This window comes from Vibrio sp. A1-b2 (assembly GCF_021726015.1).
Taxonomy (GTDB): domain Bacteria; phylum Pseudomonadota; class Gammaproteobacteria; order Enterobacterales; family Vibrionaceae; genus Vibrio; species Vibrio diazotrophicus.
Genome location: NZ_JAKKCI010000004.1, coordinates 501,516 through 525,881 on the forward strand (window position 1 = coordinate 501,516; position 24,366 = coordinate 525,881).

19 protein-coding genes and 4 tRNA genes are annotated in these 24,366 nt (G+C 44.4%); 15 read left to right on the forward strand and 8 right to left on the reverse strand.

Annotated features, from left to right (window positions below; genetic code table 11):
- Positions 1 to 11: 11 nt before the first annotated feature.
- The 3 genes from hutU to hutC form a co-directional block, all read right to left on the reverse strand.
- Positions 12 to 1,709 carry a urocanate hydratase gene (gene hutU / locus L3V23_RS12405; protein ID WP_237292390.1) on the reverse strand — a complete coding sequence of 566 codons (1,698 nt, stop codon included), beginning with the start codon at positions 1,707 to 1,709 and terminating at the stop codon, positions 12 to 14.
- A gap of 165 nt (positions 1,710 to 1,874) precedes the next feature.
- Entirely contained in the window at positions 1,875 to 3,080 is a 1,206-nt protein-coding gene (gene hutI / locus L3V23_RS12410; protein WP_102967137.1) for an imidazolonepropionase, read from the reverse strand.
- 140 nt (positions 3,081 to 3,220) lie between these two features.
- A complete protein-coding gene (gene hutC, locus L3V23_RS12415; RefSeq protein WP_102967136.1) occupies positions 3,221 to 3,940 on the reverse strand; it encodes a histidine utilization repressor in 720 nt (239 codons plus the stop codon).
- Between the two features lie 229 nt (positions 3,941 to 4,169).
- Between hutC and yqfB the strand changes: the two genes are divergently transcribed.
- Entirely contained in the window at positions 4,170 to 4,487 is a 318-nt protein-coding gene (yqfB, locus tag L3V23_RS12420; protein ID WP_102967135.1) for a N(4)-acetylcytidine aminohydrolase, read from the forward strand.
- A gap of 78 nt (positions 4,488 to 4,565) precedes the next feature.
- Here yqfB and L3V23_RS12425 read toward each other — a convergent pair whose 3' ends face one another.
- Both L3V23_RS12425 and yeiP read right to left on the reverse strand, forming a co-directional pair.
- Positions 4,566 to 4,886, reverse strand: a complete 321-nt coding sequence (locus L3V23_RS12425) for an HI1450 family dsDNA-mimic protein (RefSeq protein ID WP_042488411.1) — start codon at positions 4,884 to 4,886, stop codon at positions 4,566 to 4,568.
- 1 nt (position 4,887) lies between these two features.
- Complete coding sequence (gene yeiP, locus L3V23_RS12430; protein ID WP_042488415.1) at positions 4,888 to 5,454, reverse strand: elongation factor P-like protein YeiP; 567 nt, start codon at positions 5,452 to 5,454, stop codon at positions 4,888 to 4,890.
- A 200-nt stretch (positions 5,455 to 5,654) separates the two neighbouring features.
- Between yeiP and L3V23_RS12435 the strand changes: the two genes are divergently transcribed.
- On the forward strand, positions 5,655 to 6,422 hold the full coding sequence (locus L3V23_RS12435; RefSeq protein ID WP_102967134.1) for a nucleotidyltransferase domain-containing protein: 768 nt from the start codon (positions 5,655 to 5,657) through the stop codon (positions 6,420 to 6,422).
- 100 nt (positions 6,423 to 6,522) lie between these two features.
- On the forward strand, positions 6,523 to 8,598 hold the full coding sequence (locus tag L3V23_RS12440; protein ID WP_102967133.1) for an EAL domain-containing protein: 2,076 nt from the start codon (positions 6,523 to 6,525) through the stop codon (positions 8,596 to 8,598).
- Between the two features lie 8 nt (positions 8,599 to 8,606).
- Here the strand turns inward: L3V23_RS12440 and L3V23_RS12445 are convergent, their stop codons facing one another.
- Positions 8,607 to 10,970 carry a DNA polymerase II gene (locus L3V23_RS12445; RefSeq protein WP_237292391.1) on the reverse strand — a complete coding sequence of 788 codons (2,364 nt, stop codon included), beginning with the start codon at positions 10,968 to 10,970 and terminating at the stop codon, positions 8,607 to 8,609.
- Between the two features lie 395 nt (positions 10,971 to 11,365).
- On the opposite strand from L3V23_RS12445, the gene uvrY reads away from it, so the two are divergent.
- The 7 genes from uvrY (at position 11,366) to L3V23_RS12480 (ending at position 15,112) form a co-directional block, all read left to right on the forward strand.
- Positions 11,366 to 12,010 (forward strand): UvrY/SirA/GacA family response regulator transcription factor, encoded by a 645-nt coding sequence (uvrY, locus tag L3V23_RS12450; RefSeq protein ID WP_042488427.1) that lies wholly within the window; start codon positions 11,366 to 11,368, stop codon positions 12,008 to 12,010.
- Positions 12,010 to 13,842 (forward strand): excinuclease ABC subunit UvrC, encoded by a 1,833-nt coding sequence (gene uvrC, locus L3V23_RS12455; RefSeq protein WP_042488429.1) that lies wholly within the window; start codon positions 12,010 to 12,012, stop codon positions 13,840 to 13,842. The genes uvrY and uvrC overlap by 1 nt, the downstream gene beginning before the upstream one ends.
- A 46-nt stretch (positions 13,843 to 13,888) precedes the next feature.
- Positions 13,889 to 14,446, forward strand: a complete 558-nt coding sequence (gene pgsA, locus L3V23_RS12460) for a CDP-diacylglycerol--glycerol-3-phosphate 3-phosphatidyltransferase (protein WP_042488433.1) — start codon at positions 13,889 to 13,891, stop codon at positions 14,444 to 14,446.
- A 281-nt stretch (positions 14,447 to 14,727) separates the two neighbouring features.
- Positions 14,728 to 14,801, forward strand: a tRNA-Cys gene (locus tag L3V23_RS12465).
- A 2-nt stretch (positions 14,802 to 14,803) separates the two neighbouring features.
- Positions 14,804 to 14,879: transfer RNA gene (locus tag L3V23_RS12470), tRNA-Gly, on the forward strand.
- Positions 14,880 to 14,941: 62 nt separating this feature from the next.
- Positions 14,942 to 15,028, forward strand: a tRNA-Leu gene (locus L3V23_RS12475).
- An 8-nt stretch (positions 15,029 to 15,036) separates the two neighbouring features.
- A tRNA-Gly gene (locus tag L3V23_RS12480) sits at positions 15,037 to 15,112 on the forward strand.
- 485 nt (positions 15,113 to 15,597) lie between these two features.
- Here L3V23_RS12480 and L3V23_RS12485 read toward each other — a convergent pair.
- A complete protein-coding gene (locus tag L3V23_RS12485) occupies positions 15,598 to 16,674 on the reverse strand; it encodes a PQQ-dependent sugar dehydrogenase (RefSeq protein WP_102964664.1) in 1,077 nt (358 codons plus the stop codon).
- A gap of 264 nt (positions 16,675 to 16,938) precedes the next feature.
- On the opposite strand from L3V23_RS12485, the gene L3V23_RS12490 reads away from it, so the two are divergent.
- From L3V23_RS12490 to ihfA, 4 genes are all read left to right on the forward strand, one after another.
- Complete coding sequence (locus L3V23_RS12490; protein ID WP_102967167.1) at positions 16,939 to 18,057, forward strand: GGDEF domain-containing protein; 1,119 nt, start codon at positions 16,939 to 16,941, stop codon at positions 18,055 to 18,057.
- A gap of 292 nt (positions 18,058 to 18,349) precedes the next feature.
- Positions 18,350 to 19,333, forward strand: a complete 984-nt coding sequence (gene pheS / locus L3V23_RS12495) for a phenylalanine--tRNA ligase subunit alpha (RefSeq protein ID WP_042488441.1) — start codon at positions 18,350 to 18,352, stop codon at positions 19,331 to 19,333.
- 18 nt (positions 19,334 to 19,351) lie between these two features.
- On the forward strand, positions 19,352 to 21,739 hold the full coding sequence (gene pheT / locus L3V23_RS12500; protein WP_102967168.1) for a phenylalanine--tRNA ligase subunit beta: 2,388 nt from the start codon (positions 19,352 to 19,354) through the stop codon (positions 21,737 to 21,739).
- 447 nt (positions 21,740 to 22,186) lie between these two features.
- The gene (gene ihfA / locus L3V23_RS12505; protein WP_042488443.1) at positions 22,187 to 22,483 is read left to right on the forward strand and encodes an integration host factor subunit alpha; all 297 of its coding nucleotides are present in this window, start codon (positions 22,187 to 22,189) and stop codon (positions 22,481 to 22,483) included.
- A gap of 82 nt (positions 22,484 to 22,565) precedes the next feature.
- Here ihfA and L3V23_RS12510 read toward each other — a convergent pair whose 3' ends face one another.
- Positions 22,566 to 23,339 carry a phosphoribosylglycinamide formyltransferase gene (locus L3V23_RS12510; RefSeq protein WP_102967169.1) on the reverse strand — a complete coding sequence of 258 codons (774 nt, stop codon included), beginning with the start codon at positions 23,337 to 23,339 and terminating at the stop codon, positions 22,566 to 22,568.
- Between the two features lie 321 nt (positions 23,340 to 23,660).
- Between L3V23_RS12510 and L3V23_RS12515 the strand changes: the two genes are divergently transcribed.
- Positions 23,661 to 24,308 carry a thiopurine S-methyltransferase gene (locus tag L3V23_RS12515; protein ID WP_102967170.1) on the forward strand — a complete coding sequence of 216 codons (648 nt, stop codon included), beginning with the start codon at positions 23,661 to 23,663 and terminating at the stop codon, positions 24,306 to 24,308.
- The last annotated feature ends 58 nt before the right edge of the window (positions 24,309 to 24,366 follow it).

The following is a 24,366-nucleotide window of genomic DNA, read 5'->3' on the forward strand; positions in this document are numbered from 1 at the left end:
TTATGATGTCCTTACTTCAGTTTAGCCAGCTCTTCATTGAGCATTGGTAGGTCAAGTTTTTGCTCTTTTGCACAGCGTTTTGCGATATCGTAACCGGCATCTGCGTGACGCATAACACCCGTTGCTGGGTCGTTGTGAAGAACGCGAGCGATACGCTCAGAAGCGTCTTGAGTACCGTCACAACAAATCACCATACCAGAATGTTGAGAGAAACCCATGCCTACGCCACCACCGTGGTGCAGAGAAACCCAAGTTGCGCCGCCTGCCGTGTTAAGCAGTGCGTTCAGTAGTGGCCAGTCAGAAACAGCATCTGAACCATCCATCATACCTTCGGTTTCACGGTTTGGACTTGCTACTGAACCTGAGTCTAGATGGTCACGACCAATGACGATAGGGGCTTTAAGTTCGCCATTCTTAACCATTTCGTTAAATGCCTGACCTAGACGCTCACGATCTTTCAGACCAACCCAACAGATACGTGCTGGTAGACCTTGGAAGCTGATACGTTCGCGAGCCATATCCAGCCAGTTGTGTAGATGAGGGTTATCTGGGATCAGCTCTTTAACTTTCTGGTCTGTTTTGTAAATGTCTTCTGGGTCACCAGATAGTGCCGCCCAACGGAATGGACCAATACCTTCACAGAATAGTGGGCGGATATAAGCTGGTACAAAACCTGGGAAGTCGAATGCGTTTTCTACGCCTTCTTCTAATGCCATTTGACGGATGTTGTTGCCGTAGTCCAGAGTCGCAGCGCCGCGATCTTGTAGCTCAAGCATTGCACGTACTTGTACCGCCATTGATGCTTTTGCTGCTTTCACTACTTTTGCTTCGTCGCTGTTACGCATTTCAGCAGCGTATTCCATGCTCCAACCTTGTGGTAGGTAGCCATTTAGTGGGTCGTGTGCAGACGTTTGATCTGTTACTACGTCTGGCGTGATGTGGCGATCAACCAACTCTTGGAAAATATCCGCAGCGTTACCTAGTAGACCGACAGATACTGGCTCATCAGATTCGTTGATGATCGCTAATGCTTCATCTAGGCTTGTTGCTTTCTTATCAACGTAACGTGTACGTAGTCGGTAATCGATACGTGATTCATCACATTCAACAGCGATCATAGAGAAACCAGCCATGGTAGCCGCTAGAGGCTGAGCGCCACCCATACCGCCAAGACCGCCAGTCAGAACCCAACGACCTTTTGCTTCGCCGTTGAAGTGCTTTTTAGCAACCGCAACGAAAGTCTCGTAAGTACCTTGGACGATGCCTTGTGAACCGATGTATATCCAAGAACCTGCGGTCATTTGTCCGTACATCATCAAGCCTTCTTTATCCAGCTTGTTGAAGTGCTCCCAGTTTGCCCAGTGAGGAACAAGGTTTGAGTTTGCAATCAGTACGCGTGGGGCATTTTTGTGTGTAGGGAACACACCCACAGGTTTACCTGATTGAACAACCAAAGTTTGGTCTTCTTCTAGGCGCTCTAGAACTTCAACGATTTTGTCGTAACATTCCCAGTTACGCGCAGCGCGGCCGATACCACCATAAACCACAAGTGCATGTGGGTGTTCGGCTACATCTGGGTCTAAGTTGTTCATCAACATACGAAGCGGCGCTTCAGTTAACCAAGATTTTGCACGAAGTGTGGTTCCGTGTGGTGCACGAATAGTGCGGCTAGTATCAAGACGTGAACCTTGGTTTTGGTGCTGCGTCATGTGAGACTCCTTTTCATCATTAATCGATTTGGCCTTTTGAGTGCCAAACATCATTTGGTTTAAGCTCGGTTTCCGTGGAGCTTGAGTAAATCGTTTCTCTGCGTAAGCTGAGATTTAACTGCGTAGCGGTGAGGGGTTAGCCACTACGCGCAAATTTGTTTAGAGTTAGTCGTTGCAGATAGCGCCATCCACGATGCGAGCGTACAAGCGTGGTACGCCCACTTGGTAACTGAGATCTGCAGGGTGATCGATGTTCCAGATGGATAGGTCAGCGTCGAAACCAACAGAAACCTGACCTCGAGAATCACCATAACCCAGAGCTGTTGCTGCATGACAAGTTACACCACGCAAACTCTCTTCAGGTGTTAGTCCAAACAGAGTGCTGCCCATATTCATCATCAGCGTTAAGTCTGCAAAGGGAGAGGTGCCCGGGTTGATATCCGTAGCCAAAGCCATCGGTACTTTATATTGGCGAAGCAGTTCAATTGGTGGCTTTTGCGTTTCGCGTAGGAAATAAAATGCGCCAGGGAGGAGCATTGCAACCGTACCCGATTGTGCCAGTGCCTTTACACCTTGTTCATCAAGATATTCAATATGGTCTGCGGATAAGCCGTTATAGCGAGCAGTCAACGCTGTGCCGCCGAGGTTAGAAAGCTGCTCTGTGTGACCTTTCACCTTTAAGCCATGCTCGATAGCGCAGCGGAATACTTTTTCGGTCTGCTCTAGATTGAAGCCAATCGACTCACAGAACACATCCACGCTGGTGGCGAGCTCTTGCTCTGAAACCAGAGGGATAATCTCTTGGCAGATATGCTCGATGTAATCGTCTGGGCGATTTTTATATTCAGGAGGGAGTGCGTGAGCCGCTAGCAACGTTGTTGTGATTTTTACTCGACGATGCTGCTCAAGCTCTTTTGCCGCTTTCAGCATCTTAATTTCATCTTCCAGTGTCAGGCCATAGCCAGATTTCACTTCAACGGAAGTGACACCGCTTTGCAGCAGTCCGTCCAATCTTGGCAGAGCCGTTTCCACTAACTGGCAAATTGAAGCTTTACGTGTGGCGTTAACGGTAGAAAGAATACCGCCACCTTGCGCTGCGATGGTCTGGTAAGGTACACCTTGCAGACGCATTTCGAATTCATTGGCGCGATTACCTTCAAAGATAAGGTGGGTATGTGCATCAATAAGCCCAGGAGTAACCAGCTTACCTGTGCAATCAACCACAAAGCTATGTATCGTATCGACGCTTTGATTGGTAATGGCTTCAATACGTCCATTCTTGATGACGATCGTTTTCGGCTGACTTGGTTGGTAGCCTTCGGTTCCAGCTTCCATGCTGGCGATGCGAGCGTTAGTTAAAACGAGTTCCATAACATTCCTACTTCTTTAGACGATCGTTATCGAGTGGGTCGTAACGTATTGCAGTTTTATTTGTATGTTTAAATGTATATACAATTAATAGTGCAATTGAATGTTTTTATCAAGAAGAATGTTGTGAAAATGTGAGAATTTTATTTCTCGTTTAATAAAACCTTTGACGTGAGTTTATATTTTGAACCCGGATGGTAGAGAAGTGCAGAGCTAACCAACTTGTCTTCACTCCAAGTGCGACGGTTAAGAAGTAAACACGGCTCATTGCTGCTCAGTTCCAGAGAGGCTTTGATGTGGCTATCAGGAACGATAGCTTCAACGGTGTGCTCGATAGCGCTTAACGGACAGTTCGCTGACAGGTATTGGTTAGGGGTGATTTGCGAAAAATCCTGTTCGAGATAATTCGGCGCATAACGACTGTTTACCCAACGGATTTCAAGTTGCAATGGTGTGTCATTGGCGTAATGCAGAATTTCACTGTAAAACACATTGCTGCCGACCATAATGCCTAACTTTATCGCGACATTTTCATCAGCAACGATAGCACGTTGTTGTAAAACCTTACTGTGGTATTGCTTACCACGGCTTAATACTTCGTCAGCAATATTGCGGATATCTAACAGGGGTGATTCAGCTTTCTCTTCAGGTACACACACAAAAGTACCTAAGCGAGGACGGCGTTGCAGTTTACCTTCAGACACCAAATCTCGGATCGCTTTATTCACCGTCATACGGCTGACATTAAATTGCTCGGTCAGTTCAAGTTCAGTACTGATGCGGTGACCAACAGGCCAGTGACCAGAATTAATCTTGTCGAGAATATGGTGTTTGATCTGTGTATAAAGTGGTGATGAAGACATGCTGCGCTCAAAGTTTAATTGAATATACAAATACTTTACGACTTAAAAGAAAAATGCAATGGCAGATTTTCTCTTTATGCAATTGAAGTAAATAAATTTTTATTTATGTGATAGGGCACAAAGTATCATCTAATTGTATACTCCTTCAATTGTTTGTTTTTGTTCCCGTCCAGCTTAGCTTTGTTCTATCAAGCTGGATGAGTCACTCCTTTTGCGCTAGAGATAAGTTATGCAATTTCCTACCACAATGACATTTTTCGCCCGTTTTGAAGCCGATATCCTCTCAGGCAAAAAAGTGATTACTATTCGTGATGAAAGTGAAAAAGACTATCAACTCGGTTCAGTGGTTGACGTAAGTACATTGGAAGAGGGGCGTTGGTTCTGCCGTTTAAAGATTAAGTCTGTGGAACCTGTATTGTTTTCTGATCTCAATGAATTTCATGCTGAGCAGGAGAACATGACTTTGCCTCAGTTAAAGCAAGTGATTAACGATATCTATCCGGGCATTGAATCGCTGTACGTGATCCAGTATGAGCTAGTGGAATAATGCGCTCACTGTTACAGAGATAAAAAAAACGCCAACCCTAGGGTTGGCGTTTGACACTTGATGATACGGAGATTGCGATTAATCGCGTTTCCACATCATATGACAAGCTTTATGGTCTGGATCGAGGCTGATGAGCATTCGTGCGAATACGTCATCCAGTTCATCATTGTCTTCATTGACGAGGCCAATACGGACTTCCGCGTAAGTTTCTTTATCAAATTCAAAACCTACTTGTTCTACCCAGTCGTCGCCAATTTCTACGACTTCTGCTGCACCGCGATCATCAAATTGAGCGGTGAACAGAATCACATCAACGGGTTCCAGATTGTCTGGAGCCATCTCTAAGAAAATGTCGTATGCAGCTTCGATTGCGTCGTCTAATGAGATCAATTCAGACATATTACGCTCGGCTCATGAACTTACGTTCAGTCGTGTTGATAACAACGCGCTCGCCACTAGCGATGTATTCTGGAACTTGAACAGTTAAACCAGTAGCAAAACGCGCTGGTTTAGAACGAGCTGAAGCTGAAGCACCTTTGATTGAAGGGTCAGTTTCTTCGATAACCATTTCAACAGAAGAAGGCAGTTCGATAGCAACAGGTTTGCCATCAACAAGCACAACTTGCATACCTTGAATTTCTTCAGTGATGAACAAGCACTCTTCTTCGATGTCTGCTTTCTTGAAGTTGAATTGAGAGTAATCTTCATTGTCCATGAAGATGTACTCGTCGCCATCAACGTAAGAGAAAGAGATGTTACGTTTGTTCATGTCAACGGTATCTAGGAAGTCGTCTGACTTATAACGCTCATCAACACGAGCGCCAGTGTTTAGATCTGTACAACGTAGTTTGTAGATCTTAGAACCACCACGGCCACCCGGTGTTGTTACTTCGATATCTTTGATTAGTAATGTTTTGCCGTTTGATACGATCGCAAAACCTTTTTTAAGTTCACTTGCCTTTGGCATGGAGTCTTATCCTTCGTTTTTCGTTTCGGCGCATTATACATATAGCCAAGCTAGAAAAGGAATATCTGACTGCAACTTGAGATGAGAATAATGCATTAAATTTGTATTTCACGCTTCACAAAGCGTCTAAGCTATTGATTCACGCCCGTGCTTAAGGGAACATAAACGGCCTCTTTACTCTATGGAGCTAACACTCGTTCATGACGCTTATGGTTATTGACCCTAAACAGCCTTTTCAACCTGAGTTCCAACCCGCTGTTGACGACTTAGTTCGTTTCTTGCGCGCGGGAGTGGGGGACGCATTGCACAGTATCTATCTGTACGGCAGTGTTGCGAGGAAAACAGCAGTAGCGGGTCAGTCAAATATGGACGTGGTGATTGTCACCAAACGACCTTTTGAAGATCGTAAAGTGACTCTGCTTAATACGATTCGCTGGCGATTCCAAAAGAGTTTCCCATTTATAACTGATATCAATATCAAGACGGCTCTGGTCGACGAGATAGCTACCTTAGACAGCATTTTTACTTGGGGTTTTATGCTCAGACACTGCTGTGTCTGTGTTCACGGCGACAACTTGGCAGAATGTTTTGGCGATTTTGAACCGAGCTGGGAAATCGCCAAGCACTGGAATATGGATATCTCTGACTGGGTTCCTGCACTTCGCGCCAAAATAGTGAAAGCCAATACACCTCAAGAGCAGTTAAAAGCACAAAAGCAGATGGCGAAAAAACTGCTGAGAGCCAGCTACTCTCTTGTTATGTACAAAGATAAGAAGTGGTTTGATGATCCTGTCGAGTGTGGTCAGAACTTCCTCCGCTACCATCCCGAAATGAAGCTAGAAGTTGACCGCTTAGGTCTTCTGTTGAAAGACCGAGTTATTCCTAAACGATCTGTGATTGGCTTGCTGGATAGCTTTGGACCTTGGTTGGTTCAGCAGTATCAAAAAACCGAATTTCGCATCGGTTAGTGATTCGATTAAAAATAAATTTCTCAATATAACGAACTAATACGATAGTTAATTTTTTGCTGTGCTAACTTTAGAGAGTAGGGGTTGGTGGAGCAGTTGTATGCCAGTTAGTCTCAGAGAAAAATCAAGTTATCTGTTCGGTCGTGTACTGAAATATGGCCATTCCTCTATGCATGCCATTCGACAAGGTATGATTTGGTTAATTCCCTGTTTGATGCTCTCTTCGCTAGCTCTATTTGTCGCTTGTATCGCTGAGTTCTACATCGGAAGTCGTCCGTCATGGGTACAAGCTTTCTATGATATGAACAGTGCGGTCGGTGATGTATTTCCCTATCTGATGACGGCAACGATATCTTACTTGCTTGCAATGCAGTGGCGAATTCCCAGACCACCGATGGCTTTGCTGAGCATCCTTTATCTGGTGATTAGTGCTTCGTTGATCAAAACCGATAGCACGCTTGAAATGCTTTATATCGTTATGGCAATCGTGACGCCGCTATACGCTATCCCTTTGATAGCCTATCTGTTTTCTCTCAAAGCTTTGCATGTTACTTCATCAGAAAGTGCTGGAGCCATGGTGAAGGAATCGCTAAACCTTGTGCTGCCTGCGATCATTACCTTGGCGATGGTGATACTGGTGAACTTTGTCACTCTCGAGGCACTGTCGTTTTTTTCTTTCGATCATCTGCTGACCTTCGATTATGCCAATAATCCTTATATCTTTGGCTCCGTGTTTGCAGTGTTAAATTCAACCTTGTGGTTTTTGGGTATTCATGGCTATTACGCCTTACTGCCCATGGTTGAGTTATTACAACAAGCCAGCGACTTAACTTATTCCACGGTAGCGGCAGGAGGCACTGCGCCTTATGTTATGAACTTGTCGTTTATGGGCACATTTGTATTTATTGGCGGAAGTGGCTCGACCTTGTCTTTGGTGATTGCTCTACTGTTGTTTTCCAGACAAAAAACACTGCGTCTTATCGCAATAGCGAGCATCCCCATTGGTTTAATCAACGTGAATGAGATTCTGCTATTTGGTTTACCCATCATCTTTAACCCTCGTCTGTTTTTACCATTTTTATTAGCGCCGTTGGCGAATGTCATCATTAGTTTAACCGCGGTTAACCTTGGTTGGGTGCCAATTCCTTCAGTCTCTGTGCCTTTTAATGCTCCAGTTTTGGTCAATGCACTGATCGCCACTCATGGGGATTGGCATTCTGTGGCTTTACAGGCCCTTAATCTTGCGGTGGGAATTTTGATTTATCTGCCTGCGGTAAAAGCGACCAATAAAGTGTTAGGGGAACGAGAGATTCGTATTGCCTCACTCGACACCACCTATATGCGTCGTCAGGAAGAAGCGAAAACGTTGACGGATGATCCTATCGTTCTTGCTCAGCAAAAAGAGCACCATCAAGCGCGTGTGGAAAAGCAAATCCAGAATATGAGCCAAAAAGAGTTTTGCTTGGAGTATCAACCTCAGGTTGCAAAACATAATGGTGTAGTAGTCGGTTGTGAGGCGCTGGTAAGAGCGATGGATGACCAAGGAAATCTGTTACCACCGAGCAGTTTTCTTCCTTGGTTAGAAAGCGCTGGGTTAATGAAAGATATGGACTTGTGGGTATTCAAAAGAGTGGCAAAAGACATCATGCATTGGAACCAATTGGGTATCTCTGTGCCTGTGAGCGTTAATATCACTCCCGATACACTCGTCGATGATGAATATCTGGGGAAAATTATCACCGCGATTGGTGACGTCAGTAATCGGATTCACGTTGAAATTACCGAAGAGACATTACTCGTAGACGAACGGGCGTTACAACGTGCATTGGAGCGTCTGCACGCTATGAAAGTGAAAATCTACATTGATGATTTTGGCACAGGTTTTTCATCACTCAGCTACCTAAACCGATTTGATATCGATGCGATCAAAATTGACCGCTCTTTTGTGCTGGCGTTGGACACACATAGAGGGCGAAAGGTCTTTGCCAGCTTACAATCTGTCGCCACAGAGCTTGATTTAGCGGTTGTGGTTGAAGGCGTAGAAACCCAGCAGCAATTGGATGCCATCGCCGATCACCCGAACTTATCCATTCAAGGCTGGTTGTTCAGCCGTTCTTTGAAGCCTGAGGATTTTATCAACTACGTACAAACCTCTCCTCCCAAAACACAAGCCTAGCAAGTCAGTTAGAAGAGCCCTAACTGCGGCAGACTAATGGCTTCAAACTGCAAACCGACAAAGGGCAAAATTGCATCCGCGACAGGCTTTAGCTGCTTATCAATGTAGTGCTGATAATCAATGCGGCTTTTTAGATACTCTTTTGGCTCAGGGCCGTTGAGTGTCATCAGATATTCAATTCTTCCACGGTTTTGATACTGCAATGGGCGTCCTAGCTGTGCGTTGATTTCATCAGCCATACGGGCTGCACGCACTTGAGGTGGTACGTTTTTCTGATACTCATGCAGCTTTCTGCGCAAACGCTTCTGATAGACCAGTTCATCATCAAATTTACCTGCAAGGGTATCTTCAACGACTTGGCGTACATAGCTATCAGGGCTTTCACCATGGAAAATCATTGAATACAAGGTGTGTTGAAAACGCTGTGCGAGTGGAGTCCAATCAGTTCTGGCACTTTCAAGTCCTTTGAATACCATTCGCTCTTGCTCACCCTCACCAATTAGGCCAGCATAGCGCTTTTTAGAGCCGGTTTCTGAGCCTCGGATCGTTGGCATCAAGAATTTGCGATAGTGAGTTTCGTATTCGATTTCCAATTTAGAAGTAAGCGCATAATTCTGCTTTAAATGCGATGTCCACCACTGGTTAATATGAGCGACCAGCTTTTTACCGATTTCGTCCGCATCAGCTTGGCTGTGTTCATGCCCAAGTGAGACAAAGGTTGAGTCGGTATCGCCATAAATCACTTGGTAACCTTGCTCTTCAACCAGAACCTTGGTCTGTTTCATGATTTCATGACCGCGCATGGTAATGCTGGAAGCAAGTCGAGTATCGAAGAAACGGCAACCGGAAGAACCCAATACACCATAGAAAGAGTTCATGATGATTTTAATCGCTTGAGAAAAGGCTTTGTCGTTGTTCTTCTTAGCGATATCTCTGGCTGCCCAGAGGTTTTCAATCATCAGCGGCAGAAAATGCTTAGTCCGGTGGAACTGACCGCCACGGAATCCCGGGACTGCTTGATCTTCACCGTTACCCATTTCCAGTTTTAAGCCTTCGATTAGGCCCAGAGGATCAATCAGGAATGAACGTATTATCGACGGGTATAGGCTTTTAAAATCCAGCACCAGCACAGAGTCATATAACCCCGGCAGGGAATCCATGACATAGCCACCCGGACTTGCTAACCAGTTTTCTGAATGTAAGTTTGGTGCGGCGTAGCCAGCACGATGTAGCTGTGGAAGATATAAGTTGGTAAATGCGGCAACAGAACCTCCAATGCGATCCAATTCAACACCAGTCAGTTTAGAGCGCTCAATGGCGAAATCGAGTAGGTGAGTGTGCTGGAAAATTTTATTCACCAGCACGCAGTCTTGTAAGTTGTATTTCGCCAGTGAAGGCTTGTCGTGACGATACATACGGTTGATTTCATCCATACGATCGTGAACGTTGTGAATGTCTTTGCCTTCGCCAAGCAGCTCCTGAGAGACCGATTCTAGCGACCAAGAACGAAACTGATACGTGGCGGTTTTCAGCGTATCTATACCATCCAAAACCACACGTCCAGGTATGGTAATAAACCCTTGTTGAGTTTGACTCGCGCTGCGGAAAAAACTCGGTTGATTTCCTCTGCCGAGCATCAGCTTCATGTTGTGCCACTCCGCTCGCTTGTGCAGCAGTCGAAAGTCAAAATCGATAACACTCCAGCCGACAATAACGTCTGGTTCATATTGTTCAAACCAAGCACACAATGCTTGCAGCAACTCATATTCGCTTGATACCCACTGAATATTGGTCTCTGCATCTTGCGGTTCGCCGATCATGATAACGCGGCTATCCATCGGGCTATCTAGACCAATAGAATAGAGAATGCCTTTCTCAGAACACTCTAAATCCAATGAAACCACTTTCAGCTTTGGCGTGTAATCTCCCGCTTTACACTTGGCGCTAAGGACTCTCTTGTAGTTTGGGTAGCGTGTGAAATCACCCGTAAATGTAATGCCGCCTTGGATAAATCGTTCCATCAGAAAACGATCAGCCAGCTTGATATCCGACTCAAGAATCAGGATGTCTGCTTGTTCAAACAGTGTCTTTAAGGCATTAGCTTGTTGAATGGTGTCGCAGTAGCAGGCCGCCAGCGGTTGTTGTTCAAACGACAGCATTTCAAGGTTACGAACGTTTGCGGAGAGTTTGTTTGCTGCAAGAAGTTGCTTTGCCTGCTCTACAGATGTTTGCTCAAGAAAAAACACCGGCTTTTCATCTTTGATGATTAATTGAGTCGGCCCTGAGTCCGTAGCAAGCCAAAGCTCGATGTGAGTTTTACCTTGTATGTCTCGTGATTGCCTTGTAAGCAGAAAGCCTTGCTGAATAGTCAAATGGTTGTTCCGAGCGAGAGAGTGAGCTTGCGGTTTATCTTGGTGGGCATAATAGCAAAAAGTTAACTAAATAGCAGAATCGATACATCTTGCTTAAAACGTATGCGATAAGGTAACGATCTCTTGAACAGAACAAGAGCTTGCTCAAACTTCCTATAAAAGTCACTTTTAATGTAAGAATACCCTGATATGTTTGTCTGGTTGTTCAAAGAGTTGATATTTTTATAAATTCTCAATTTGTGGCAATGCCAATAAATAAGTGCTTGCTAAAGTTTGGGTTTGAGCACATATTCAGTGTGAGAAAAAATCCAATTTTAAGTTAGACTAGGCAGCCAAGCTGTTATCCACTACCTCGGTGGGTGCAGAGCCAAATAGATAAGTGTGGAGATACAAGAGTGATTAGTGTTTTCCTTGTAGATGATCACGAGCTGGTTCGCACAGGGATACGACGTATTATTGAAGACGTCCGTGGAATGAACATAGCAGGGGAAGCTGATAGCGGTGAAGAAGCGGTAAAATGGTGTCGTAACAACCATGCTGATGTCGTGTTAATGGATATGAACATGCCGGGCATTGGTGGGTTAGAGGCTACCAAGAAAATTTTACGCGTGAATCCAGACGTAAAAATCATCGTATTAACAGTACATACTGAAAACCCGTTCCCAACAAAAGTCATGCAGGCTGGGGCAGCGGGCTATTTAACAAAAGGTGCCGCTCCAGACGAAATGGTTAACGCTATTCGTGTTGTGAACAGTGGCCAACGTTATATCTCTCCAGAAATAGCGCAGCAAATGGCTTTAAGTCAATTTTCACCTGCTTCTGAAAACCCATTTGCCGATTTGTCTGAACGTGAACTTCAGATCATGATGATGATCACCAAAGGACAAAAAGTTACCGATATTTCTGAGCAGTTGAATCTGAGTCCAAAAACGGTCAACAGTTACCGCTATCGCTTGTTTGCCAAGCTGGATATCGGTGGTGATGTAGAGTTGACTCACTTAGCTATTCGACATGGAATGCTAGACACAGAGAAACTCTAGTGTCAGAAGTGTTCGACTCGGTCTCTTTTCTAAAGACAGTAACTGATCAGCCCGGCGTTTATCGTATGTATAACGCCGATGCTGATGTTATTTATGTCGGTAAAGCCAAAGACCTTAAAAAACGCCTTTCCAGTTATTTCCGTAAAAAAATCGACAGTGAAAAAACGCGTGCTCTGGTCAGTAACATTGCCAAGATTGACGTAACGGTTACTCATACCGAAACGGAAGCGTTGATCCTCGAACATAACTACATCAAGCAGTATTTGCCGAAATACAACGTATTACTGCGTGATGATAAGTCATACCCTTATATTTTTATCAGCGGACACAAACACCCGCGTTTGTCACTGCATCGTGGTGCTAAAAAGCGCAAAGGTGAATACTTCGGTCCTTATCCTGATGCTGGAGCAGTGCGCGAAACATTGCACTTGATTCAGAAAATATTTCCAGTACGCCAATGTGAAGATACGGTTTATAGCAACCGAACCCGTCCATGCTTGATGTATCAGATTGGCCGCTGTGCTGGCCCGTGCGTAAAAAGCATTATTTCCGATCAAGAGTATGCTGAGCTAGTGGATTATGTCCGTTACTTTCTGCAAGGGAAGGATAAACAGGTTCTCGAAATTCTTATCGAGAAGATGGAAAACGCCAGCCAACAGTTACGGTTTGAGCAGGCGGCAAAATATCGCGATCAGATACAGGCTATCCGCCGTGTTCAAGAACAGCAGTTTGTTTCTGAAGACAGCATGGATGATATGGATGTGCTGGGTTTTGCGCAGGAAAATGGCATCGCCTGTATTCATATCTTAATGATTCGTCAGGGGAAAATTCTCGGTAGTCGCAGCCACTTCCCCAAAATTCCAAACAATACTTCTCAAGAGGAAGTGTTTGAGAGTTTTCTCAGTCAGTACTACTTGAATCACAATGAAGCGCGGACGATACCAACTCGAATCATCCTCAATGAAGGTCTGTTAGAAGATTCTGTTCCTTTGCGCGAGGCATTACAGCAAGTTGCAGGCAGAAAGATCACTTTCCATGTGAATCCTACTGGAACACGAGCCCGTTATTTGAAATTGTCGAATACCAATGCGTTAACGGCGATTACGACCAAGATTAACCACAAGATGACGATCAACCAGCGCTTTAAAGCGCTGCAAGAAGAACTCGACATGGATAACATCAGCCGTATGGAGTGTTTTGATATTTCCCATACCATGGGTGAGAGTACCATTGCGTCTTGCGTTGTGTTTAACCATGAAGGGCCTCTGAAACAGGAATATCGTCGTTACAACATCACGGGTATTACCGGTGGTGATGACTATGCCGCGATGGGGCAGGTGTTAGAACGTCGATATTCAAAACAGCTAGATGTTGAAAAAATTCCCGACATTATATTTATTGATGGTGGCAAAGGTCAGCTTAACCGTGCCCATGAAGTAATTGCTAAGTGTTGGGAAGATTGGCCCAAACGCCCAAGGCTGATTGGTATTGCCAAAGGTGTTACCCGTAAACCGGGGCTTGAGACGCTGATTACCGTTGATGGCGATGAATTCAATATGCCGAGTGATGCGCCTGCGCTGCATTTAATTCAGCATATTCGCGACGAAAGCCATAACCATGCTATCGCCGGACACAGAGCGAAACGAGGCAAAACTCGCCGCACCAGTGCGTTAGAAGGTATTGAAGGGGTAGGTCCAAAACGTCGCCAAGCTTTGCTCAAATATATGGGTGGGCTTCAAGAGTTGAAACGAGCAACTGTCGAAGAAATTGCCAAAGTGCCAGGAATCAGTAATTCTTTGGCAGAAAATATTTATCAGGCATTGAAACAATAACGAAAATACAGCACCATTAAGCGGCAGCCGACAAGAGCCTTATAATATGCGTTTTAATATTCCCAACATTCTGTCTTTACTACGACTTTTTCTGATCCCAGTATTTGTTGTCGTGTTCTATCTTCCGTATCAATGGGCTCCTTTTGCTGCTGCAATGGTGTTCTGGGTAGCTGGTTTTACTGACTGGCTTGATGGGATGTTGGCACGTAAACTAGGTCAAACTTCGCGTTTCGGCGCATTTATTGACCCAGTGGCCGATAAAGTACTTGTAGCAACAGCTTTAATTTTAATTACTGAGTACTACCACAATATCTGGATTACCATTCCGGCAGTGACCATGATCGCCCGTGAAATCATTATTTCCGCGTTGCGTGAATGGATGGCAGAAATAGGCAAGCGCGCAAGTGTCGCTGTTTCTTGGATTGGTAAAGTAAAGACCTTAACGCAAATGTTTGCCCTCTGGGTACTTATCTGGCGCTACGATGACTGGATGGTTTGGTTAGGTTACGGTGCACTGTATATTGCAACTTTCTTAACTTACTGGTCGATGGCGCAATATTTGATGGCTGCCAAAGACGATCTTCTCGACGAAGAAAACCACTAGACAGATAGAAACGGGCGTAAGCCCGTTTTTTTATTCTCGGCGTTTTAGCTTTCGTTGTATCAGGGGATGCAAGCGCTAGTTTCGTGGTTGTCTATTTCAGTTATCTCGTGGAAAACATAAGCTTTTTTGCTAACAAATTGACCAATTTGGTGCTTTTTGAACGCAAAATAGACAAACGATTTAAAATCAAAAAAATTGTGTTGACTCATTCCATCGAATCCGTAGAATGCATCCCGTACTCAAGAGGAACGCTAGATTAAAGCGAGTTTCTTTAAGTCGAAGGCGCGTTAGCAGAGTGGTTATGCACCGGATTGCAAATCCGTGTACATCGGTTCGATTCCGGTACGCGCCTCCATTGCGACACTAGCTCAGTTGGTAGAGCGCAACCTTGCCAAGGTTGAGGTCACGAGTTCGAACCTCGTGTGTCGCTCCAAATTAAATTGATATGGCATAACGCGGTATCAAGATGGCAAAAGTCATCAAAAAGAATTGTGTGCCCTGGTGGTGAAATTGGTAGACACAAGGGATTTAAAATCCCTCGACTTTCGAGTCGTGCCGGTTCAAGTCCGGCCCGGGGCACCATACAAATTGCGACACTAGCTCAGTTGGTAGAGCGCAACCTTGCCAAGGTTGAGGTCACGAGTTCGAACCTCGTGTGTCGCTCCAGAATAAGAAAGCCTCGATTGTTTCGAGGTTTTTTTATGCCTAAAATTCAGAGTCGACAATCTCATTTGGTAGAGAGCAAACCTTGCCAAGGTTGAGGTCACGCCTATTAGTTCAAAAGAATGGGAACCTCGTGCGTTGCTCCAGAATAAAAAAGCCTCGATTGTTTCGAGGTTTTTTTATGCCTAAAATTCAGAGTCGACAATCTCATTTAGTAGAGCGCAAACCTTGCCAAGGTTGAGGTCACGCCTATTAGTTCAAAAGAACGGGAACCTCGTGTGTCGCTACAGAATAAAAAAGCCTCGATTATTTCGAGGTTTTTTTATGCTTAATATTCAGAGTCCACAATCTCATTTGGTAGAGCGCAACCTTGCCAAGGTTGAGGTCACGCCTATTAGTTCAAAAGAATGGGAACCTCGTGTGTCGCTCCAGAATAAAAGAACCTCGATTAATTCGAGGTTTTTTATGTCTGAAATTTATCATCAAATTTAACTGTCAGGCTTTAAGCGATATATATTGCCGCTGTCGGTAGTGAAATAGATCCAGCCGTCAGGGGAGAGTTTGATATCTCTGATTCGCTCTTGCAGATCTTCCAGTAATCTCTCTTCTTTAATCGCTGATTGGTTCTCATCCATGGTAATTACATTGATGTGTGTGAGTTTCAAAGCTCCGGTTAAGAGTTTGCCATTGAGCTTAGGGTAGCGATTGCCTCGGTAGAGTAATAAGCCACTTGGGGCGATGGAAGGAATATAAACCTTGGCGGGTGATTCAATACCTTCCGCTTCTTTGCTTTCGCCCACATCTAATGGTCCCCAATACTCCTTACCATAAGAGGTTTTTGCCCAGCCGTAGTTAGCGCCTTTCTTGATGAGGTTTATTTCATCACCACCGCGAGGGCCGTGTTCAATTTCCCATAAGTGTTGAGTTTGTGGATCAAAGAACAAGCCTTGAGGATTTCGGTGTCCATAACTCCAGATCTCTGGGCGTGCATTTTTGACTCCGACAAACGGGTTATCCTGAGGAACCGTACCATCTAAATTGAGACGAAGAATGCTTCCAGCGTGGGTAGAAAGATCCTGACCATTGGGCCTTTTACCTCGATCACCCACGGTGAAAAACAAATGCTTATCAATAAAACTGATCCGGCTGCCAAAATGTCGGGAAGTGTCAGAGTTTGAAGTGGTGACTAACAAATCATTCCACTGGGTCACGTTATCGCCATTGAATTTTGCTATGGCTAATGTGGTATCCGCACCAGTATTCGTTCGTTTACTGTAAGTGAAGTAAAACGTTTGGGGATCATAAGGCGAAAGGGCAATATCAAGCAGACCGCCTTGTCCTTGCGCTGCAACATCTTCAATTTGAAGCAATTCCGTCTTTGTCCCTTTGTTCAAATCAACAAGCAAAATTTTCCCATTGCGTTCGGTCACAAAGGCTTGGCTTTCATTTAAGAAACTTATACTCCACGGTACCAATAAACTTTCCATCACCTTTTCTGCTCGATATTGTGCCTGAGCTGGAATGGAAATAACGCAGAATAATAGAAACCAAAATCTTTTTTTCATCAAACGTGCTCTTATCTTTTGTTAATACCTGCAAAAGCATAGCTAGGAATGGAAAGAGATGCTTAGTGTGGTGAGTTTGAATTTGTGTGTAAGTATTTCAAATCTGTCGTATCAAGCAGATAACAGTGAATCAATCTGTGCTTCAAATACAAAATTTTAAACACTGCTTAACGTATAGTGCTTAACTATAAGACATTAACATTACATATTTTATGGATATATGAGTGTGAGTATTTCGCACTGGATAAAGGAACAGAAATATAGATGAAGTCGTTTGAGTGGGATAAGCATTTTGAAACAGGACTCAGCGAAGTTGACGAACAGCACTTGTATTTGGTCGGGTTTGTTAATCAATACGGAGATCTGCTGTCAGAGAATAACGTGTCAACGGATGATGTGCGTAAGGCGTTGTTTGAATTAGCTCGCTATGCCGAGTTTCATTTCAAAGAAGAAGAACAATTGATGCGCAATGTCGGCATAGCCGAAGAGCATCTCAATGAACATATTCAGGTTCATCGCTCCTTTATGCTTGAGATTAATAGCATGCAAGCTTTTATCGCAGACGATGATCATCGCCCGGCTGTTCTGCTACTCGAATTCCTTATTCATTGGCTGGCTTATCATATTTTAGGTATCGATCAGTGTATGGCTCGACAGGTGAAAGCGATTGAAGCAGGAGAAGATCCTTTCGAAGCCTATAAGCGAGAGCAACGCGAAAGAGATGCGGCAATTGAACCACTTCTTAATGCGTTGAATGGTTTGTTTCAGCAAGTGTCTGCTCGTAACAAGGAGCTGGTGCGTTTGAACCAGTCACTTGAAGATAAAGTTGAAGAGCGTACTCGTCAGTTGCATCGTGCCAACAAACAGCTGGAAAAGCTCTCTTTAACTGATAGCCTGACTTCTTTGCCCAACCGCCGCCAAGCGATGCAGCAGCTACAAGAGTTTTGGCTACGCTCTGTAGAGGAGGGTACCAACCTCACTTGTATGATGATCGACGCGGATCATTTCAAACACGTCAATGATACTTGGGGGCATGATGCAGGGGATTCTGTGTTGATAGGGCTTTCCCGCTGTCTAAAACAGCGATTTCGCAACGATGATATTGTTTGCCGCTTAGGGGGGGATGAGTTCTTTGTTATCTGTCCTAATACCGACCTAGAGGGTGGGTTGTATATTGCACAGCAAGTATTGGCGGAGATTAATCAGTTAAAAGTGTCAGTTGGTGAAGACAATTGGCAAGGCAGTATCAGTGTGGGTGTAGCTCAGTGCCACTCGGAAATGAATGAATACACAGCGCTTATGAGCCTTGCAGATAAAGCTCTTTACAAAGCCAAGCAGCATGGACGAAATCAAGTCTGTTTCGCAAAATTTGAAAGCATTTAAATTGGGGTCAACAGACCCTAATTTTATGGGTTAAATAGGCCTGACATTTCATGATTCGAATATTCCTCTTTTTTGTCTAACTTCTATCAAATTTTCTTGCTTAATATTTAAACGAAAGTGCAGCTGAAGCGCATTTCAATTTGGCTTTGACGCCAGCTTTCGATACTATGTACAGCTATTTGAGATATCCCAAGAAACCCATTCGGTAACTCTTTGTGGCTCCCTTTTTTTGGAGTCGAAGGAACCCTTTTGGGCTCCTTATGGAAACTGCTAATCAGCAGACGAGGAAACGATGCAACATCTACAAGAGATTATTGCTAATGCGACAACAGCGATTGAAGCTGCGTCGTCGTTAGTTGCACTTGATGAAGTGCGTGTTCAGTATCTGGGTAAGAAAGGTGAACTAACGGTTCAACTTCAAAGCCTAGGTAAGCTACCACCTGAAGAACGTCGTACAGCTGGCCAAGAAATCAACGTGGCTAAAGCAGAAGTTCAAAAAGCGATCGCATTGCGTAAAGACGCTCTGCAAAGCGCAGAACTAGAAGCTAAGCTAGCGGCAGAAACTATCGATGTGACACTACCTGGTCGTCGTATTGAAAATGGCGGTCTTCACCCAGTGACTCGCACTGTCGAGCGTATTGAGAAGTTCTTCGGCGAACTAGGCTTTAGCACTGAGTCAGGTCCTGAAATCGAAGATGCATTCCATAACTTTGATGCGCTTAATATTGCAGAAGATCACCCAGCTCGTACTGACCACGATACATTCTTCTTCAACCCAGATTTGATGTTGCGTACTCACACTTCAGGTGTACAAATCCGTACGATGGAAAATGGTAAGCCACCATTCCGTTTCATCGCTCCGGGCCGTGTATACCGTAATGACTACGACCAAACACATACGCCAATGTTCCACCAAGTGGAAGGTATGTTGGTTGATGAGAACGTAAACTTCGCTCAGCTAAAAGGCATCTTGAACGATTTCCTATGCAATTTCTTCGAAGAAGAAGTTGAAGTCCGTTTCCGTCCTTCATACTTCCCATTCACTGAACCTTCAGCAGAAGTTGACGTGAAAGGCAAAAACGGCAAATGGCTAGAAGTACTAGGTTGTGGCATGGTTCACCCTAACGTACTGCGCAGTGTTGGTATCGACCCTGAAAAATACTCTGGTTTCGCATTCGGTATGGGCGTAGAGCGTTTAACTATGCTTCGTTACGGCGTTAACGACCTACGAGCGTTCTTCGAAAACGATCTTCGTTTCCTTAAACAGTTCAAGTAATTCAAGGGTAAATACACAATGAAATTCAGCGAATCATGGCTTCGTGAGTGGGTAAACCCAGCGGTTACTACTGACGAACTAACGCACCAAATCACTATGGCTGGTCTAGAAGTCGATGACGTACTTCCAGTAGCTGGCGAATTCACTGGCGTAAAAGTCGGTTACGTTGTTGAGTGTGGTCAGCATCCAGATGCAGACAAACTGCGCGTGACTAAAGTTGACGTGGGTGAAGAAGAACTTTTAGACATCGTTTGTGGCGCACCAAACTGCCGTCAAGGCCTTAAAGTTGCTGTTGCAACTGTAGGTGCTGTACTTCCGGGCGATTTCAAAATCAAAAAAGCAAAACTACGTGGTCAACCTTCACACGGCATGCTTTGTTCATTCTCTGAGCTAGGTATCGACGTTGAGTCAGAAGGCATCATGGAGTTGGCGGAAGATGCGGTTATCGGCACTGATTTCCGTCAGTTCCTAAGCCTAGATGACGTAACGGTTGATGTCGACTTGACTGCAAACCGCGCTGACTGTTTCAGCATTCGTGGTATGGCTCGTGAAGTCGGTGTTCTAAACCGCGCAGACGTCACTGAACCCTCAGTAGCGCCAGTTGCACCTTCAATCGATGATGTTGTTTCAATTGAAGTGAAAGCACCTGCGGCATGTCCACGTTACCTTGGTCGTGTAATCAAGAACGTAAACGTACAAGCAGAAACACCACTTTGGATGCAAGAAAAGCTACGTCGTTGTGGTATTCGTTCAATCGATCCAGTTGTAGACATCACAAACTACATTCTTCTAGAGCAAGGTCAGCCAATGCACGCATTCGACCTAGCGAAAATTGAAGGTGGTATTGTTGTTCGTCTTGCCGAGCAAGGCGAAAAGCTAACTCTGCTAGACGGCACAGAAGCAGAACTTAATGCGAATACACTGGTTGTTGCTGACCACAAACAAGCGCTAGCTATCGCTGGTATCTTCGGTGGTGAAGGTTCTGGTGTAAATGCTGAGACTAAAGACGTTCTACTAGAATGTGCATTCTTTGCTCCAGACCATATCCGTGGTCGTGCTCGTAGCTACGGTCTGCACACGGATTCTTCAATGCGTTTTGAACGTGGTGTGGATTTCGCACTACAAGTAAACGCAATGGAACGTGCAACTCAGCTTCTTGTTGACATCTGTGGTGGTGAAGTAGCACCTGTTGTTGCTGTTGAGTCTGAAGCAGACCTACCTAAGCCAAATACAGTAACACTGCGTCGCACTAAACTGGATAGCCTGTTAGGTCACCACATTGCGGATGCAGAAGTGGTTGAGATCCTTGAACGCCTAGGTATGTCTGTTGAAGCAACAGAAGCTGGTTGGACTGCAACAGCGCCAACATGGCGTTTTGATATTGCGATTGAGCAAGATTTGATTGAAGAAGTTGGCCGTATCTACGGTTACAACAAGATTCCAAACCAAGCGCCGATTGCAGCACTAAACATGAACGCTCAAAATGAAGCGAACCTTCCGCTTAAGCGTGTTCGTGATCTTCTTGTTGACCGTGGTTACCACGAAGCAATCACATACAGCTTCGTTGAACCTGAGCAGCAAAAACTGATCGTTAACGATGTTGAACCTCTAATTCTGCCATTCCCAATTTCTGCGGACATGTCAGCAATGCGTTTAGGTCTTATCCAAGGTCTGCTAAACACTGTGGTTCACAACCAAAAACGTCAACAACCACGTGTTCGTCTGTTCGAATATGGTCTGCGTTTCATCCCATGTGAGACAGCAGAAAACGGCATGCGCCAAGAGCCGATGCTTGCAGGTGTTATTGCGGGTACTCGCGGTGAAGAACACTGGGGTATGGAAACAGCAACGGTTGATTTCTTCGATCTGAAAGGCGATCTAGAAGCGATTCTTGAGCTCTCTGCGAACGAAAAAACGTACAGCTTTGTTGCGACTCGTCATCCTGCTCTACACCCAGGTCAATCTGCTGCGATTATCGTAGATGGCAAACAAGTAGGTGTGATTGGTACTGTTCACCCTGAGCTTGAACGCAAGTTTGGTCTGAATGGCCGCACAGTTGTGTTCGAAATCGAGTGGAATGCAATTAACTCACGTGTGATTCCTGAAGCAGCTTCAGTATCGAAGTTCCCTTCAAACCGTCGTGATATTGCAGTCGTTGTTGATGAAAACATTGCTTCTGGCGATATCGTAGCGGCATGTTATGCCTCTGGTGGTGAACTTCTTAAAGATGCAAAACTGTTCGACGTATACGTAGGTAAAGGTGTTGAGGAAGGCAAGAAGAGCCTTGCTATCGCACTGACGCTGCAATCTGTTGAACGTACGCTAGAAGAAGCGGATATTGCTGCAGCAGTAGAAGCTATTGTTAAAGCGGTATCTGAGCAGTTTGGCGCGAGTCTACGCGACTAATAAGAACTAAAGCAGTTCATGCATAAAAAGCAGGTTATATAACCTGCTTTTTTTTCGCTGCTATGTTGAGAAACGGCCATTAAATTGTCTCCACTTTAGGAAAAATGTAATTTATTGATAAATAGCTAAATTGTTCTGGTGTGGCTGAAAAAATTTTTAAAATCACACAATAAGATGAAAATTCTTTAAATTTAAATTATTTAAGGGTTTTAATGTTGTTTTTGTTTTTCATTATCGGTTTTATAGTTTTAAATTATGCTTATATAGGTATTATATGTGTGTGATTTAATGCTGTTGGAAGTTAAGCTTAAATAAAAAAGTTGGCGAAAATCATAAGCTTGGCATACACTTTTCTCGTAAAGCCGATATGTCGTTGATTGGCTAAGCAAAATTGCTCTGGCGCTGTCGTTAGACAGCAAGGTTTAACATAGCTTTGAGGGAAGTTTTATGGCGCTCACAAAGGCCGAATTGGCTGAAAACCTGTTCGAAAAACTCGGGTTTAGCAAACGGGATGCCAAGGAAACGGTTGAAGTGTTTTTTGAAGAAATTCGTAAAGCACTAGAAAGTGGCGAACAGGTAAAACTCTCCGGTTTTGGTAATTTTGATTTACGAGACAAGAATGAACGTCCTGGTCGAAATCCAAAAACGGGTGAAGACATTCCGATTACCGCTCGACGAGTTGTTACGTTCCGTCCGGGGCAAAAATTAAAAGCCCGCGTAGAGAACATAAAAGTCGCGAAATAGTCGCCAGTATTAGACCACGCCACATCGCGTGGTCTTTTGTTTATATGAAGTTTCAACCACCCCTGACGGTGGTTGATGTTTTTTATGCTGCTTGAATATGTGTAGTTATGTAGGGCTGCCAAGCCTGTTGGTATAGGTTTTTCGATTCACTACGCATACGTTTTATCTTGGCTGTTTCGAGTGAGGTTAGTGGACGTTGTTCGCGTTTTGCCACACGCTCAATGTGCTGGATTTGTTCATAAAGCTTATGTTCTGCACCATTTTTCACATCTGCAATCGCTTTTAAGTGAAACTGCACTTCCGCAATAATACCCGTCTTAGGTAACTCGATCAGAATATTCAAATCACGATAGCCAGAAGGGGCCGGTGATTTAAAACGATTCTTCACTTTGACAATGGTTGCTTCTTTACTCAGTGATTCATAGGCATCCATAAGGCTGGATACATCGTTCGCGACAATGGTTGCTCGCGCTAAATCAGTGATTCGGGCAGCGTTACCATCAAGTTCGGTCACCACTTTTTCTTTGGCTCTGTGGGCGGATTTCACTCCAGCAAAGTAGGCTTCGGTGGATGTTAATAGCGCGGTACTTTTACATAAGGTTTCGAGTTCTGCCTGCGCATAGTGTGACTTGCTGTAGAGGATATCGAAGTCGTTATAGGGTTGATATATGGCTTCTTTCGAAGTGGCAATAGAATACAAGCCGCTTAAGCTGTGTTTAAAGCGCTTAGAGGTGAGTTGATTTTCAAATTCACCGCCTTGTGCCTCTGCTGGCATGGTAGGGGGCACAGCCGCGAATGCCGGTGCTCGGCTCAATACTAGAAGCATTAGGGCCGCAGTACGTAGGAACTGGCTCATTCACTCTCCTTGGTTTGTGCTGAAAAATCAAAAGTGGCATTTAAGGGCGCGTTTTTCAGATAGCAAATTTCAAGAAGCTGTAATAATCAAGTGGGGCTGTAAGCTTTGAATTCAATGCAGTTTGCCGACTCAATATGGTTATTGTCTATCAGTTCACATTTTTAGCGTGTGTAGGTAAGAGCATTGATGAGCACTTATAGTTCCTTACCCGGTTGTAAATGAATGTTTCTGATTATGCGAAATGAGATTTGACTATTTCTGTGAATGAGAAATGGTTACCCTTATGGGCCGAATAAAACCAAACACATTTAGAGAGCGTTGATGAAAGATCCAGAATTCTGGCATAGCAAATGGGCGTCCAATCAAATTGGTTTCCACCTTGATGACGTGAATCCGTTATTGATAGAACACTGGCACAGAACAGAGCCAAAAAGAGAAGAAAAAATCTTTGTTCCTTTATGTGGTAAAAGTGAAGACTTAGTGTGGTTGGCGACAAAGCATAATCAAGTGCATGGCGTAGAGCTAAGCTCTATTGCAGTTCGTTCTTTTTTTGCTGAGCATTTCTATACTCCGTTAGTGATTCAACTGAATGCGCACCATGAGTTATATCAGTTTGATGAGCTATCAATTTATACCGGCGACTATTTCACAGCACCTGTAGAGACATACGATATTGTTTACGATAGAGCTGCTCTTGTTGCTCTGCCAGAAGAGATGCGTAAAGAGTATATAGAACGACTCAAGTCGTTGTTAAATCCGGGTGGACGCATTCTGCTCGTCACATTGGATTACGAACAACACGAAATGGCTGGGCCTCCTTTCAGTGTTCCTCAAGAGGAAATAGAGCAATTGTTTGCAGAGTTCTCTGTCGAAAGGTTGCATCAGGACAGTGCCAATGCACAGCATCCTAAAAGAGCCAAAAAAGGTTTATCGCGATTTGCAGAAGAGGTTTGGTTGATCAAAAGCTGAACCCTGAAACAAAAATAACCCAGCAATGCTGGGTTATTTTTTAGCGCTTAGCCTTCAC

What these genes read in the sequence shown, in the direction of transcription:
- hutU (WP_237292390.1), bottom strand. Translation starts at nt 1,709, where the DNA reads ATGACGCAGCACCAAAACCAAGGTTCACGTCTTGATACTAGCCGCACT.
- hutI (WP_102967137.1), bottom strand. Translation starts at nt 3,080, where the DNA reads ATGGAACTCGTTTTAACTAACGCTCGCATCGCCAGCATGGAAGCTGGA.
- hutC (WP_102967136.1), bottom strand. Translation starts at nt 3,940, where the DNA reads ATGTCTTCATCACCACTTTATACACAGATCAAACACCATATTCTCGAC.
- yqfB (WP_102967135.1), top strand. Translation starts at nt 4,170, where the DNA reads ATGCAATTTCCTACCACAATGACATTTTTCGCCCGTTTTGAAGCCGAT.
- L3V23_RS12425 (WP_042488411.1), bottom strand. Translation starts at nt 4,886, where the DNA reads ATGTCTGAATTGATCTCATTAGACGACGCAATCGAAGCTGCATACGAC.
- yeiP (WP_042488415.1), bottom strand. Translation starts at nt 5,454, where the DNA reads ATGCCAAAGGCAAGTGAACTTAAAAAAGGTTTTGCGATCGTATCAAAC.
- L3V23_RS12435 (WP_102967134.1), top strand. Translation starts at nt 5,655, where the DNA reads ATGACGCTTATGGTTATTGACCCTAAACAGCCTTTTCAACCTGAGTTC.
- L3V23_RS12440 (WP_102967133.1), top strand. Translation starts at nt 6,523, where the DNA reads ATGCCAGTTAGTCTCAGAGAAAAATCAAGTTATCTGTTCGGTCGTGTA.
- pgsA (WP_042488433.1), top strand. Translation starts at nt 13,889, where the DNA reads ATGCGTTTTAATATTCCCAACATTCTGTCTTTACTACGACTTTTTCTG.
- L3V23_RS12485 (WP_102964664.1), bottom strand. Translation starts at nt 16,674, where the DNA reads ATGAAAAAAAGATTTTGGTTTCTATTATTCTGCGTTATTTCCATTCCA.
- L3V23_RS12490 (WP_102967167.1), top strand. Translation starts at nt 16,939, where the DNA reads ATGAAGTCGTTTGAGTGGGATAAGCATTTTGAAACAGGACTCAGCGAA.
- pheS (WP_042488441.1), top strand. Translation starts at nt 18,350, where the DNA reads ATGCAACATCTACAAGAGATTATTGCTAATGCGACAACAGCGATTGAA.
- pheT (WP_102967168.1), top strand. Translation starts at nt 19,352, where the DNA reads ATGAAATTCAGCGAATCATGGCTTCGTGAGTGGGTAAACCCAGCGGTT.
- ihfA (WP_042488443.1), top strand. Translation starts at nt 22,187, where the DNA reads ATGGCGCTCACAAAGGCCGAATTGGCTGAAAACCTGTTCGAAAAACTC.
- L3V23_RS12510 (WP_102967169.1), bottom strand. Translation starts at nt 23,339, where the DNA reads ATGAGCCAGTTCCTACGTACTGCGGCCCTAATGCTTCTAGTATTGAGC.
- L3V23_RS12515 (WP_102967170.1), top strand. Translation starts at nt 23,661, where the DNA reads ATGAAAGATCCAGAATTCTGGCATAGCAAATGGGCGTCCAATCAAATT.